At 39.0% G+C, this 13,641-nt stretch carries 13 protein-coding genes and 1 pseudogene; 9 read left to right on the forward strand and 5 right to left on the reverse strand.

The features are described 5' to 3' along the window. Positions 1–426: 426 nt before the first annotated feature. From urtA to urtE, 5 genes and pseudogenes are all read left to right on the forward strand, one after another. Positions 427–1,716, forward strand: a complete 1,290-nt coding sequence (urtA, locus tag M2R48_RS00840; RefSeq protein ID WP_034611328.1) for an urea ABC transporter substrate-binding protein — start codon at positions 427–429, stop codon at positions 1,714–1,716. Positions 1,717–1,943: 227 nt separating this feature from the next. Beyond that, a pseudogene (gene urtB, locus M2R48_RS00845) lies at positions 1,944–3,458 on the forward strand (urea ABC transporter permease subunit UrtB); the annotation flags it as partial. Positions 3,459–3,462: 4 nt separating this feature from the next. Next, positions 3,463–4,533 carry an urea ABC transporter permease subunit UrtC gene (gene urtC, locus M2R48_RS00850; RefSeq protein ID WP_262084808.1) on the forward strand — a complete coding sequence of 357 codons (1,071 nt, stop codon included), beginning with the start codon at positions 3,463–3,465 and terminating at the stop codon, positions 4,531–4,533. Further along, positions 4,533–5,369, forward strand: a complete 837-nt coding sequence (gene urtD, locus M2R48_RS00855) for an urea ABC transporter ATP-binding protein UrtD (protein WP_410004151.1) — start codon at positions 4,533–4,535, stop codon at positions 5,367–5,369. The genes urtC and urtD overlap by 1 nt, the downstream gene beginning before the upstream one ends. 10 nt (positions 5,370–5,379) lie before the next feature. Further along, a complete protein-coding gene (gene urtE / locus M2R48_RS00860) occupies positions 5,380–6,078 on the forward strand; it encodes an urea ABC transporter ATP-binding subunit UrtE (protein ID WP_151957495.1) in 699 nt (232 codons plus the stop codon). A gap of 107 nt (positions 6,079–6,185) precedes the next feature. Here the strand turns inward: urtE and M2R48_RS00865 are convergent, their stop codons facing one another. From M2R48_RS00865 to M2R48_RS00880, 4 genes are all read right to left on the reverse strand, one after another. Beyond that, positions 6,186–6,884, reverse strand: a complete 699-nt coding sequence (locus M2R48_RS00865) for a phospholipase D family protein (RefSeq protein WP_154129934.1) — start codon at positions 6,882–6,884, stop codon at positions 6,186–6,188. 87 nt (positions 6,885–6,971) lie between these two features. Then, positions 6,972–7,712, reverse strand: a complete 741-nt coding sequence (locus M2R48_RS00870; protein WP_262084809.1) for a hypothetical protein — start codon at positions 7,710–7,712, stop codon at positions 6,972–6,974. A gap of 104 nt (positions 7,713–7,816) precedes the next feature. Further along, on the reverse strand, positions 7,817–8,320 hold the full coding sequence (locus M2R48_RS00875) for a GNAT family N-acetyltransferase (protein WP_096732573.1): 504 nt from the start codon (positions 8,318–8,320) through the stop codon (positions 7,817–7,819). A gap of 113 nt (positions 8,321–8,433) precedes the next feature. Further along, positions 8,434–9,156: an outer membrane protein OmpK gene (locus M2R48_RS00880; protein WP_262084810.1), complete on the reverse strand. Its 723-nt coding sequence runs from the start codon at positions 9,154–9,156 to the stop codon at positions 8,434–8,436. A 502-nt stretch (positions 9,157–9,658) separates the two neighbouring features. Between M2R48_RS00880 and M2R48_RS00885 the strand changes: the two genes are divergently transcribed. The 4 genes from M2R48_RS00885 (at position 9,659) to M2R48_RS00900 (ending at position 12,359) form a co-directional block, all read left to right on the forward strand. Beyond that, the gene (locus M2R48_RS00885) at positions 9,659–10,012 is read left to right on the forward strand and encodes an HPF/RaiA family ribosome-associated protein (RefSeq protein WP_004718651.1); all 354 of its coding nucleotides are present in this window, start codon (positions 9,659–9,661) and stop codon (positions 10,010–10,012) included. A gap of 195 nt (positions 10,013–10,207) precedes the next feature. After that, positions 10,208–10,750 carry an ankyrin repeat domain-containing protein gene (locus M2R48_RS00890; RefSeq protein ID WP_262084811.1) on the forward strand — a complete coding sequence of 181 codons (543 nt, stop codon included), beginning with the start codon at positions 10,208–10,210 and terminating at the stop codon, positions 10,748–10,750. 15 nt (positions 10,751–10,765) lie between these two features. Beyond that, positions 10,766–11,533, forward strand: coding sequence for a transporter (locus M2R48_RS00895; RefSeq protein ID WP_262084812.1), 768 nt, complete (start codon positions 10,766–10,768; stop codon positions 11,531–11,533). A 145-nt stretch (positions 11,534–11,678) separates the two neighbouring features. Further along, positions 11,679–12,359, forward strand: coding sequence for a glutathione S-transferase family protein (locus M2R48_RS00900; protein ID WP_262084813.1), 681 nt, complete (start codon positions 11,679–11,681; stop codon positions 12,357–12,359). A gap of 15 nt (positions 12,360–12,374) precedes the next feature. On the opposite strand, the gene M2R48_RS00905 is transcribed toward M2R48_RS00900, so the two are convergent. Further along, positions 12,375–13,562, reverse strand: a complete 1,188-nt coding sequence (locus M2R48_RS00905) for a GGDEF domain-containing protein (protein ID WP_262084814.1) — start codon at positions 13,560–13,562, stop codon at positions 12,375–12,377. Positions 13,563–13,641: the final 79 nt, after the last annotated feature.

Below are 13,641 nucleotides of genomic sequence, written 5' to 3' on the forward strand. Positions count from 1 at the left end.
CCTCTACGCCATACATCTCAGGGATTGGATTATCCCGTCAAAAATCGTTTGGTGCTGTAAAGCAAAATTTATCCCGAAAGCCCTAAAAATTTAATTTTGGGTAAATTTTTTGCACTCTCATCGCTCATTTTAAACAAAAAAAATCGCACTTAATTTGACCAGTGTGGCTTTTAATCTCGCATTTTCACTTGCTAAGTGCTGGCTATATTCAGTGATTGAAAGGCATTTGATGCCTATCAATGTATCTTCAACTTATATAAAAATAATAGCAGTTAATATTTTGATTTTATTATTTTTTATCAGGAAAAATATTCAACGATAAAATCACAAATTCTCCACTTGGCATAAAAATTGAATTAAGCCTGTCAGGTAAAAGCAAAATCGCGCATTCAAAAATGCACCAAAAGGTTTGGAGAGAAAAAGATGATGTTCCAACAAAAAATGTTTTCAAAAACACTTCTCGCTGTGGCAATGATGGGGAGCATTGCGCTGACAGCTTGCTCAAAACCCGCAGATAAAACAGAAGCGAAACCCGCAGCAGAAAATAAATCGGCAACTGCTACAGGCGGTGACACAATTAAAGTGGGCATCTTGCATTCATTGTCTGGAACCATGGCAATCTCTGAAACGTCGCTTAAAGATACGGCACTGATGGCAATCAATGAAATTAATGCCAAAGGTGGGGTGATGGGGAAAAAGCTTGAGCCCGTTGTTGTCGATCCTGCATCAGACTGGCCATTATTTGCTGAAAAAGCCCGCCAGTTAATAACTCAGGATAAAGTCGCTGTCATTTTTGGCTGCTGGACTTCAGTTTCTCGTAAATCAGTGTTACCAGTTGTAGAGGAGCTCAATGGTCTGTTGTTCTATCCAGTGCAATACGAAGGCCAAGAACAGTCTAAAAATATTTTCTATACAGGTGCAGCACCTAACCAACAAGCGATTCCTGCTGTTGAATATTTAATGGGTGAAGAGGGAGGTAAGGCGCAACGTTTTGTCCTATTAGGTACTGACTACGTTTACCCGCGAACCACCAACAAAATTTTACGTGCATTCTTAAAGTCTAAAGGTGTTGCCGATGCAGACATCATGGAAGAATACACACCATTTGGACACAGTAATTATCAAACCATCGTCGGCAATATTAAGAAATTCGCTGCGGGTAAAAAGACCGCGGTTATTTCCACCATCAATGGCGATTCTAACGTACCGTTCTATCGTGAATTGGGTAACCAAGGCATAAAAGCTTCGGATATTCCTGTGATGGCCTTTTCAGTCGGTGAAGAAGAATTACGCGGGATCGACACCAAACCACTGGTCGGACATTTGGCATCTTGGAACTACTTCATGTCTGTGAAGAATCCAGTGAATACCGAATTCGTCAATAAGATGAAGCAATATGCAGTGGAATATAAGCTACCCAATGCCAGTAAATTGGTGACCAATGACCCAATGGAAGCCACCTATGTTGGCATCAATATGTGGAAACAAGCCGTTGAAAAAGCGGGAACAACGGATGTAGATAAAGTCCGTGAAGCGATGGCAGGTCAAAGCTTTAAAGCACCGTCAGGCTATACCTTAAGTATGGATGCTACTAATCATCACTTACATAAGCCTGTGATGATTGGACAAATTCGTGGTGATGGGCAATTTGATGTGGTTTACAAGAGCCCGCAACCGATCAAAGCGGAACCATGGAGCCCGTACATTCCTAAATAAAGACTTTACGACCCCAAAAGCCCGCTATATGCATAGTGGGCTTAACTGATGACTCAACTTTAAAGGTCATTGTATTTAAACAAAAATAGGGGGAGTTGCACATGTCACTTAGACTGAAACTTGCAGCACTTTTTTTTACGATCTCTCAATTCTTTCTTATTCAACAGATTTTTGCTGAATCTGTGCATATCGCGCAATCGTCATCCGCTCAGCCAGCAGCAAGCCATGATGATGCCATTCAAAAATTTGTACGTGCAGATTTTGCAAAGCGTCGAGCGATGCTGAATCAATGGCCAGCAAGTATAGACGAGCTTGATAAGCTGGTGGCGTATGTCGAAAACGACGAGCTTTATACCGACAGTTCGGGCAATACCTACATCATGAAAGCTGGCGATAAACTGTTCAGTTATCCAGATGAACAGGCAATTACTGATTGGCCAGGTGATTTAAATCAAGTGACGCTGGTCAATACCTTGCACAAAGCCTTAAGCTTTGGTCAGGCGAAGATCAAGTTACAGTCCACAGACGCATCACAGCGATTGGCTGCGATTGATATCTTAGAGAATAATTTAGATGAACTGGATATCAAGGTCATTAACCAACTTTATCTCAATGAAAAAAATAATAAAGTGAAGGCACGTTTAGCTCAGTTAAAAGCACGAATTGATTTTAATAGTCCAGATACGCTCACCAAAATTCAGGCGGTTAAAACGCTAAAAGATTCTAGTCGTCCTGATGTTTTGGCGATCATGGAACAAGCGCTAACACAGCCAAATTTAAATCCAGAATTAAAGGCTGCATTGGTCAGTGCGCAAAGTAGTATTAAAACCCGCATTCAAGCCAGTGAATGGACAGGACATGTTTTTTCAGGCCTCAGTACCGCAAGTATTTTATTGCTCGCAGCATTAGGACTGGCGATTACTTATGGCTTACTCGGTGTGATCAATATGGCGCATGGCGAGTTGATCATGATCGGTGCTTATACCACTTATGTGGTGCAAAGTTTCTTTAAAACCCATTTGAGTGCTTATGTGGATTGGTATCTGATTGCAGCAATTCCAGCAGCATTTCTAGTCAGTGCTTTGATTGGCATGTTGATAGAACGAACCGTGATTCGCCCGTTGTATGGCCGTCAGTTAGAAACTCTGTTGGCGACCTTTGGTGTCAGCCTTATTTTGATGCAATTGGTCCGGATGATTTTTGGTGCGCAGAATGTGGAAGTATCAAATATTTCATGGCTGTCAGGCGGGATTTCGCTTACACCTAGTTTGATGTTGCCGTATAACCGTATCGCGATCATCGTCTTCACCATCGCTGTATTACTTTTACTGGTTTACCTGCTCAATAAAACCCGATTTGGTCTATTCGTCCGTGCAGTCACGCAAAACCGTCAGATGGCACGTGCTGTCGGTATTCGCTCTGCACGGATCGATATGATGGCCTTTGGACTAGGTTCAGGACTTGCAGGGCTGGCAGGCTGTGCCTTGGCACAAGTCGGCAATGTCGGACCTGACCTAGGGCAAAACTATATTATTGATGCTTTCCTTGTGGTGGTTGTGGGTGGCGTTGGTCAGGTTTGGGGCGCTGTGCTTGCCGCATTAGGTTTAGGTGTAAGTGGAACAATTCTCGAAATTGGTATGGGCGCAGTGCTCGCCAAAATTATTCTCTTGGTTCTTGTGATTCTGTTTATTCAAAAACGCCCACAAGGTTTATTCGCTATCAAAGGTCGTTTTGTGGAGTAAGCCTATGAAAATCACATCATTACTTTCAGATAAACCCTATAGTGCAATCGCCATAGCTGTATGTTTCGCTGTGATGCTGATTTTGCCGTGGTTTCATGTGTTGCCACAAGATTCCGCTTTACACCTCTCAGCATACTGGGTGACTTTGATTGGCAAAATCATGTGTCTCGCCTTGGTTGCACTGGCTTTGGATCTGGTTTGGGGTTATGCCGGCATTCTAAGTCTGGGGCATGGATTATATTTTGCTTTGGGTGGTTATGCTTTTGGTATGTACCTGATGCGAGAGTCAGCAGGCGAGCAATTGCCTGACTTTATGCGTTTTCTCAGTTGGACTGAGCTGCCTTGGTACTGGGTCGGAACCCAGCATTTCTTATGGGCTTTGGCTTTGGTGATTTTGGTACCAGGCGTGATTGCCTTTATCTTTGGATTCTTTGCATTCCGTTCCAAAATTAAAGGTGTGTACTTTTCGATTATCACCCAAGCCATGACTTTTGCTGCTGCACTGTTGTTCTTCCGCAATGAAACAGGTTTTGGTGGGAACAATGGCTTTACTGGATTTAAAACCATTCTTGGGATGGATATTACCTCTGCTTCTATGCGAGCAACATTGTGTTTCCTCACAGCCTTAGTGTTGTTACTCAGCTTTATCGGCTTACGCAGTTTAATGAATAAGCCTTATGGTCGAGTATTGGGAGCAATCCGTGATAGTGAAAACCGTTTGCAATATTTAGGCTATCGCACCCTGTGGTACAAACTCTCGGCATGGGTTCTTTCTGCGGTGATTGCCGGAGTTGCTGGTGCCTTGTATGTCCCACAAGCAGGCATCATTAACCCAAGTGAAATGAATCCTGTGAATTCGATTGAAATGGCGGTTTGGGTTGCGGCAGGTGGTCGTGGCACATTGATTGGCCCAATTCTAGGTGCAGGTCTGATCAATGGAGTTAAAACCTACTTTACCGTTGCATATCCTGAAATATGGTTATTGATCCTTGGTGCATTATTTATCGTTGTAACCATCTTCCTCCCTAAAGGGGTGATTGGATTGCTTGAGCGCTTTAAAAAGGAGGATCACTAATGTCAGAGCTATTGTCAGATTTGGGCTTAAATTCGCAGCATGGTGGTCAAATCGGTGAGGGTTATGGTCGTCCTAAAGCTGAAGGTGCTGATTTCAGTCATGGTATTGCGCTTTATTTAGAGAAAGTCAGTGTATGGTTTGATTCTTTCCGCGCTTTAAATGATTTGTCTCTTTACATTGAAGAAGGGGAGTTGCGCTGCATTATTGGGCCAAATGGTGCGGGAAAAACCACATTGATGGATGTCATCACTGGTAAAACACGTCCTACCGAAGGTTCTGCCTTTTTTGGTCAAAACTATGATCTTGCCAAAATGAGTACAGAGCAAATTGCAGAAGCGGGTATTGGTCGTAAGTTTCAGAAACCAACTGTATTTGAAAATTTTACCGTGATGGAAAATCTGCTCCTTGCTGCACCAAAAGACAAAACCGTGAAAAAAAGTTTTTTTAGCAAGTTAAGTTCCGATGCACAGTTGGCTTTGGATGAGTCTTTGCAACAGATTCGTTTACAAGAGTTTATTCAAAAGCCTGCGGGATTGTTATCACATGGACAAAAGCAGTGGCTAGAAATTGGCATGCTGTTGATGCAAAGACCTAAACTGATTTTGTTGGATGAGCCTGTAGCGGGAATGACCGATGCTGAAACTGAACGCACAGCAGAGTTATGTTTGGAATTAAAAAAGAATCATACCTTAGTTGTGGTCGAGCATGATATGAGCTTTATCGACACCATCAGTGAGAAAGTTACGGTTCTGGCACAAGGTGCCATTCTTGCAGAAGGAACCTTGGCGGAAGTACAAGCCAATGAAGATGTGATTGAAAAGTATTTAGGACGTTAAGGGGAGCAATATGCTAGAAATAAAAGACGTCAATCAATTTTATGGCGGCAGTCACATTCTCCGTGATGTGACTTTAACTGCACCGATTGGTGAGTGTTCTGTGGTTTTAGGACGGAATGGTGTGGGTAAAACCACCTTATTAAAATGTTTGATGGGAATTTTACCGATTAAGTCTGGGCAAATCTTATTGGATGGCAAAGACATTGCTAAAATGAGCCCTGAACAGCGTGTACGCGCGGGTTTGGCCTATGTTCCTCAAGGGCGTGATATTTTCTCAACCCTGACTGTAGAGGAAAATATTTTGATCGGCATGGCAAAGTTTTCAGGCGCAAAAACCCGTAAAGTTCCTGAGCATTTATATGAGATTTTTCCTGTCTTAGACGAAATGAAACATCGCCGTGGCGGTGATTTATCGGGTGGTCAGCAACAGCAATTAGCCATTGCACGTGCTTTAGCATCGGAGCCGAAAGTTTTGATTTTAGATGAGCCGACCGAAGGAATTCAGCCTTCGATTATTAAAGATATTGGTCGAGTGATTCGCAAATTGGCTGATGGTGGCGAAATGGCGATTGTACTTGTAGAGCAATTCTATGATTTTGCCGAGGAGCTGGCTGATAACTATACCGTGATGGCACGTGGTCAAGTGATTGCACAGGGCATCGGTGAAGAAATGCCTGAAAAGGGGATTCGAGATTTAGTGGCGATTTGATGGTTAATGAGGAATGAAGCTCTCAACTTATAAAATGAATAGTGAGAACTTCATTCTTTTCAACCCTTGTATTCGATTAAGGCTAAACGAATACACATGAAAATAGTCTAGATTTCTGTATTTTCATTCCACAGAAAATAACCACCATATTGGCTTGACCTGAATTCTCCACCCACAGTTTTACCTTGTTCAGTCAAATAATGTTTACCGCCATCGTTTAAAGTTAAAAAACCTTTTGCTACAAGTTTATCTAATAATTCAGGCGTTTTAAGCTTATGTTTAGCAGCAAGTTTTGAGGAAGTTAATTTACTCGAATTCTCTAATAGCTCTTTTGAATTATCTTCCACTTCTTCTGTTTTTACTTCATCAAGAGAAATTCGAACCTCATCGCTAATACGAATGATACGTTGAGCTTCTTCATAGGCATCTTTATAGACGTCAGTATCATCTTCTTTATTGATTAAGATCCCCATTTCATTATTATTTACTTGGCTAAATTCATATAAATTTAAGCTGGAAATAATGCAACTTGTTTCATTTAAATAACATTTAGCATGAAGATTTTTGCAGAAACTTACTCGAACATAATCTAATTTTTGCATCCATTTAATTTCATCAGGATGTAAATCGCTTTTCCCATAAATGATCCGAATATCAATTTTTAAACGATTTTTATCCTCTAATAATTCTTTGATACGGTCATTAAGCCGAAGATAAGGGCTAATTAAAATCAGTCTTTCTTTTGCATTTTTTATCAATTCTTCTAAGAAAAAATTTGTACCGCTCGTATTTAGAAATTTTGCCATTTTTCACCCAATTATTATGTATTAAGTAAAGGATATTAAAGCATATAATGCAACAAACTGAACTATTTTGAATTCCGAATCAAAATTTTATTGAGGCTCAACTTTCTGATAATAGCCTGTTGATGAAACATTCATACCAAAGCCACAATCGGCTTGTTCATTTAATTCTTTCACTTTAATAAAATTGCCTAAAGAGGAGTTATAGGTGAAATTGATGTCAATTTGACAATTTTCAAAACGATAGCTTGCTTTCTTGGCATGAAGAGGCATTTCTGTTTCAAACTCGCCAATATTTGGACCATAAATTAGGCTTCGAGCACCCATCCATAGACCAGTGAATTGAATGAGATATTTTTGATCACGTTTTTTAATGGTGATATTATTCCATTCGCCAAAACCTGCATAACTGGCATATTCTCCTGTTAAGTCATTGTTTGGTTTTGGTGTTACTAACTTTTTTAAATTAAATTGACTGGTTTTTGTGGGTTTAATTTGAAACCACGCTCTTGCCCATAAGGGTTGATTGAGTTTGCTATACGTTAAACCCACATTATTATTGGCAATGTCGATGTCATTATCTGAAACCTGAATGCCAGTGTCTTCTTCACCAACAGACTGACAAAAAGCACTCCAAGATGCTTGTCTTTGAAACTGATCAAGCGCTTTTTTATAGTTTTTCTGGTCGTAAGATTTTTGTCCCAATTTACGATATTGACTGAGTTTGGCACAACCCTGTTTTATATTTTGTTCATCGTAGTCAGCAGCATGGCTTGCTGTATTAAGTATCAATGCAAATGGTGCCAATAGACTGATTATCATTTTATTCATCGATATTCGCTCTGAAGTTCAGCAATATTGTTTATGGTTATACAACAAATTTTAAAAAAGCGACAAAAAATTTACGACGGATGCTGTATAAATACTGCTCTATTTTAATCAAAATTTAATTGCATCAATACCAAATCACGCCACTTCCCAAATTTTTGTCCGACTTGTGGCATGTAACCTGTTTGTTTAAATCCGAGTTGTTGGTGGAGATAAATCGAACCAGTATTTTCATGGTCAATTGCAGCAACCATAACGTGGATATTGTGCTGTTGAGCATGTTCAATCAATTTCAGCATTAAGCGTTTGCCGAGCCCTTGTCGAGTAAATTCTGGGTCGATATAAACAGAGTGCTCAACTGTATATAGATAACCGTTGATTGCTCTAAAGCTTGCATAATCAGCATAGCCTGCAATGGCATGAGTCGCTGTTTCTTCAGCAACAAAAAGTGGAAATTGCTGTTGTTGTAATTCTAGAAACCACTGTTGGTAATCTGCGAAAGTCTTTAATTGGCTGTTCCATGTTGCTAAACCTGTTGCAATTTCATGATTATAAATACGCATAATCTCAGTTAGGTCAGAAGCTTGAGCGGGGCGGATCTGAAAATTCATGGATACAGGTCAATGGAAAATTGATAGGGGTATTCTAAAAAGAATTATTTTTAAGGGCAATAAAAAAAGCAAAACCGAAGTTTTGCTTTCTAATCAATGGATTTAGCTCAGTCTTAGAAATGATACTTGATTAAAGCACTGACATTATTTTCATCTTTGCCTGGAACGCCATATTTGTTGTGCCATACAGAGTGTTCAACACCAAGATATAGACGCGTATCTGGAGAAATGTGTTTACCCGCATTCCATTTCCATTGTGTCGTCCAGTTCAACTCGCTTGAGTGAGCGACTTGATCTTTTTCTGCAGTTGACCAATCAAGGAAGCCATCTACAAGGAATTCTTCAGATGCAATTTTAAATGGAATTCCATAAGTAAATGTCAATTGATAGTCATCTTCTTGGATTTCATTATTGGCACGGTAGAAATTTAATTGCGCATATTGAAAATAAGGAATGGCTAAATCAACACCAACACCGTATAGGTAGTTGTTCATGTCTTTACCACCTTCCCATGTGGTCGCGATTAATACGTCTTTAATTGGGCCTAATTCAAGTTTTTTCCCAGAAACAGCACCTAAGCTAAGACGTGGAGAAACCTCAAAATAAGTATCCGATTGACCATCACTGTTGGTACGGTCAGCAAAGGCAAAGAAATCACCGTATTTAAGTTTTGCAGCATACTCAAAAGTGATGGTAGATTGTTTCTCATCTGGTGTTAATTCATAGTTTTCACCATAAAGACCAGTAATACTAAAATCTTGCCAAACAGGCGCAGCTTGAGCCAAAGTTGCAGTTGAAGCGATTGCGCAGATAGCCGCAATTTTTGTAAGTTTCATGAATTCTTCCTTTCCCCCAAGAAAAGCGCTTCAAGAATACAGATTCTTAAATAAAAATAAAGCGAAAATTAGATGGAATGAAAATAAATATGTAAACATCAAGAGGTGAAATGTTTTAAAACGTGAGTCGCATATTTAAAGCAAAGATTTAAAATTTATATCCATTAAAAGCCTAAGAATTAAACATAGTTGATGTTTTTAGTTGGAATTAGCCATTAAAAAATCAATTAAATCATTTAATTATAAAGTAACGTAACAAGATGTCATTTTTCATATTCTTTTCATAAAAAAGTTAAAAATCTACTTGCATATTTTCCAATATGGCCTGATATTGAATGTATAAGAACACCTATCTGCAGATCGTTAAAAGTGTTCATCTTTGCAATAGAGGAGTTACGGTTCCAATTTATTGTAGGTGAAAAGCTGTCTTATACAGCAGGCGCAAAGTGTGCCGTAAATATAAGTTTTGCACTCGTTTTTGATTAGAAAGAGGATGTTTTTTATGAATATAGAAATCCGTACAGATAAAAATATTAGAAATAGTGATCGTTTAATTACTTACGTACGCGATGAGCTAAATCAAGAATTCCAACGTCATAGCGAACGTATTACCCAGTTTTCAGTTCATATCAGTGATGAGAACGGTGACAAAGGTGGGGCGGATGATATCCAGTGTATGATTGAGGTCAAAGCAGCGGGTTTGAAGCCAGTCGTGGTAAAACATAGAGCGAAAAACATTGATCTTTCATTACACGGTGCGATAGATCGCGTAAAGCGTAGCCTAGAGCACGTATTAGAGAAAATTGAAAATCCACGTGGTGGAAAACTAGAACTTGCTGATGCAGATGAAGCATGATCTGATAAAAAGCCCTTCGGGGCTTTTTTATGGTCTTCAATTTTATTGTTCTAAAAGAGTTATGGATTGTCTTCTTTGTCATAAATGAACAATAAATGCCATTTATAAAATAAAAGCGATACGATTAAAATTTTTCAAAGCTATTTTAAAAATATTCGTCATAATGTTGTATAGGAATAGAATAGTGAGATCAAAATGTTATCAGCACAACAACAAGTCTTTATACAGGCTTTAGAAGATTTAGACCTTGCTCAAGTTAAACGTTTGCTTGCAGATGGATTTGATCCAAACTTTATGGAACCTGAAAAAGGTCCAGCTGTTTCGATTTGGTCAGATGGATTGTTTAAATGGTGGGAAAAAATTTGTGATGCTTATGAAGCGGGCGAACCTTTAACAGCAGAACAAAAAGCGCAAGATTTACAACCACATTTAGATATTTTGGATGCATTAATAAATGCCAAAGCAAACTTTTATTTGTGGGACGCTGAAGAGTGCTATGGTCCACTGTGGGATGCAGCAAGCGCAGCTTGTGTACCTGCAATTGACAAGCTTTTAGATCATAAGGTTGATCCGAATACCAAAGATGAAGAAGGTAAGACCATTTTATCTTCGATCAGTGATTTGTTCTTTGATTGTGAATTTGATCAAATAGATTGGTCTCAGGCTTTACCTGAAGAGAAAGAATCTTTAGAGTTACTACGTAGTCGTGGTGCGAAAATGTCCAAAGAATTATCGTAAATTTTGAGTCTTGATATGGCAATTTTAAATAGAATCACATTAGCCCTTGCTTCGAGTCTAAGTATAAGCGCAATGGCAGCAGAATTTTCTTTTGATCGTCCTGGAACAGGTTTCGGAACAGGAATCACGCCAGTGGGTCAATTGGCTTGGGAGCAAGGTCTTCCAAGTGCGACCTATACAGAAACTAAAGTAGATGGCGCAAAAGCAAAAACTGTAACCCTCAATGGCGATATGCTGCTCCGTACTGGTTTAACCTCAAGTATGGAATTACAGTTAGGCTGGCAGGGTCCAGCTTGGACACAAACCAAATACAAAGGCATGAAAGAGGATGACTCTGGCTTAGGTGATGTTTCTATTGGGATTAAAAAAGCCATCGACTTAAAAGATGACAAATTATCTATGGCGATTTTGGCTCAAGCCTTGATTGCAACGGGCAATGATGGTTTTAGTGAAGAAGATGATATTTATAGTATTGGCACATCATTAACTTATCAGTATAACGATTTGGTCAATACTGGAATCACCATGAACTATGCTGTGCAAGATGGGCATTGGTCAGTGACCGCTGTGCCTACTGTCGGTTATAAAATTGCAGGTAATCTTTCAGGGTTCTCTGAGTTTGTTTATTCAAAAACAGAAAGCCAAGACTATAAGTATGGTCTAGGCTCTGGTTTGATCTATGCGGTCAATGAACGTACCCAACTTGATGGAAGTGTGGGTGTAGATTTGGAAGGGCGAGACCGTAGTTATAAAGCTGGTTTAGGTGTGGCATTCTTATTCTAATCAATTCAGTCTGATACATCATCAAGGAGTAGTCGATCTACTCCTTGATTTGTTTTAAAAGCGAGCATTTTTTGAAATGCTTTTAGAACAGTCTTATCTTGTGTATGCTGAGTTCAAAATAAGCAATAAATACAGGAGTATTAGAATGTTCGAACTATTTATTGGTGATAAAAATTATTCAACTTGGTCTATGCGACCTTGGCTGGTGATTGAGCACTTTAAGATTCCTTTCAAGGAACATTTGATTCCTTTTGATCATTTCGACTTGGACAGTCAATTTAAGCAACATATCTTAAAAATTAATCCTACAGGCAAAGTCCCAGCCTTAGTGGACGATGGCTTTTTAATTTGGGATTCTTTGGCGATTTGTGAATATCTGGCAGAAAAGTTTCCTGAAAAACACTTGTGGCCTCAAGATGTAAAACAACGTGCACGTGCAAGATCGATGTCCGCTGAAATGCACAGTAGTTTTATGGCTTTGCGTAGTTGCTGTGACATGAATTTAGATGCTGATTTAAAGCATATTGGTGCACAGCTTTGGCAGGAAAATTTAAAACTACAGCACGATGTAAAGCGGATTGAACAATTATGGTCGGAGCGACCACACCCTGACAGTTTTTTATGTGGTGATGAATTTACGATTGTCGATGCTTTTTATGCGCCAGTTGTGATGCGTTTCATCGGTTATGGTATTGCCGTATCAGCGAGCAGTCAGCGTTATATCGACAAGATATTAGCGGTCCCTGCTATACAACAATGGATAGCAGAAGCCCATGCAGAATTTCGATTTGTAGCGTGTGAAGAACAATATCGTAGCCAAGTTTAATCTATTGAATACCGCTTAAGCTATTTCATTGATTTGAGCATGATAGAGCTGCACTTGATTGCGCCCGGATTGTTTGGCCCGATATAGCGCTTTGTCTGCGAGATGAATAATTTTGTTGATATTGTCTTCGTCATTCGAGGTGGCAATACCAAAACTGGCGGTCAGCTGAACATAATGATGATCAAGCGATTCAAGCACTTGGTTTTGAATCGCCAATCGGCAGCGTTCAGCAAGTGCTTGAGCAATGTTTAAAGAAGTTTCAGGCAAGGCAATAATAAATTCTTCACCGCCATAACGAGCCACAATATCTGACTGACGAATGTGAGATGATAATAATTTGGCAACTTGACACAATGCTTCATCACCAAAATGATGTCCATATAAATCATTGATTTCTTTGAAATGATCAATATCAATTAAGATAATGGCGTAGTGGGTTTGCTTATTTTGGATATCATCAAGCTTTTCATTAAAAAAACGACGATTATATAAATTGGTCAGTGGATCCGTTTCACTGAGTTTTTTAATTAATGATTCTCTATAGCGCCACTGAGATAGCAAAATTTCACATAAAATCAAACATACAATTAAAATAGGGACAATAAAATACAACATCGTTCCCACCCAGAAGGTATTGTCATGCCGATTATTTTCCAACATATGTTCATTAAAAATTGGAGCGTATGGAATGATGCGCCAATAGGTACAGAACATCATTGCAATATAGAACAGCAGGGCAGTACTAATTTGCAGATAAATAATTTTTCTATTGAATAAGATTAAACCCACACCAGAAATACACACGAATGCAAAAACAGTAGCTGGACTATAGATACCGACAAGAAAGCCATCAGCAAGCATTAAGATAATAAAAATACTGATGACGATATGGGGGAGGATGGTATTTGCCCATTTTTTATTCTGAAACAAATAACAAAATGCGATCAGGAAAAAAAGCAGTAGAGTAGAGCCAGCGTTGACCACAAGTTGTGAACGAATCAAGGAAATATTGACCCATTGCCAAGTTCCTGGATTGAATAAAATAAAAACTTTCCAAGCAATCCATGATAAATGAAGGGCAACAGTCAGGAACAGAATCAAGATACATTTATGTAAACTGCTCCAATTCATAATGATATTTGAATCTAATTGTTGTTTCAGCTTTTGCCAGTAATGATTAAGTCCTATATTCGATACCTTCATTCATAATTATTCCAGGTTTTTTCAGTTTGCTATTCATTAAGTACTGATTAATAATTTTTTAAATTATAGTGATTAAAAT

Source organism: Acinetobacter sp. I-MWF (assembly GCF_025433935.1).
GTDB classification, from domain to species: Bacteria; Pseudomonadota; Gammaproteobacteria; order Pseudomonadales; family Moraxellaceae; genus Acinetobacter; species Acinetobacter guillouiae.

Coding starts and splice junctions, on each gene's coding strand:
- urtE (WP_151957495.1), top strand. CDS start 5,380: ATGCTAGAAATAAAAGACGTCAATCAATTTTATGGCGGCAGTCACATT.
- urtA (WP_034611328.1), top strand. CDS start 427: ATGTTCCAACAAAAAATGTTTTCAAAAACACTTCTCGCTGTGGCAATG.
- urtC (WP_262084808.1), top strand. CDS start 3,463: ATGAAAATCACATCATTACTTTCAGATAAACCCTATAGTGCAATCGCC.
- M2R48_RS00900 (WP_262084813.1), top strand. CDS start 11,679: ATGTTCGAACTATTTATTGGTGATAAAAATTATTCAACTTGGTCTATG.
- M2R48_RS00870 (WP_262084809.1), bottom strand. CDS start 7,712: ATGAATAAAATGATAATCAGTCTATTGGCACCATTTGCATTGATACTT.
- urtD (WP_410004151.1), top strand. CDS start 4,533: ATGTCAGAGCTATTGTCAGATTTGGGCTTAAATTCGCAGCATGGTGGT.
- M2R48_RS00875 (WP_096732573.1), bottom strand. CDS start 8,320: ATGAATTTTCAGATCCGCCCCGCTCAAGCTTCTGACCTAACTGAGATT.
- M2R48_RS00905 (WP_262084814.1), bottom strand. CDS start 13,562: ATGAAGGTATCGAATATAGGACTTAATCATTACTGGCAAAAGCTGAAA.
- M2R48_RS00890 (WP_262084811.1), top strand. CDS start 10,208: ATGTTATCAGCACAACAACAAGTCTTTATACAGGCTTTAGAAGATTTA.
- M2R48_RS00880 (WP_262084810.1), bottom strand. CDS start 9,156: ATGAAACTTACAAAAATTGCGGCTATCTGCGCAATCGCTTCAACTGCA.
- M2R48_RS00895 (WP_262084812.1), top strand. CDS start 10,766: ATGGCAATTTTAAATAGAATCACATTAGCCCTTGCTTCGAGTCTAAGT.
- M2R48_RS00885 (WP_004718651.1), top strand. CDS start 9,659: ATGAATATAGAAATCCGTACAGATAAAAATATTAGAAATAGTGATCGT.
- M2R48_RS00865 (WP_154129934.1), bottom strand. CDS start 6,884: ATGGCAAAATTTCTAAATACGAGCGGTACAAATTTTTTCTTAGAAGAA.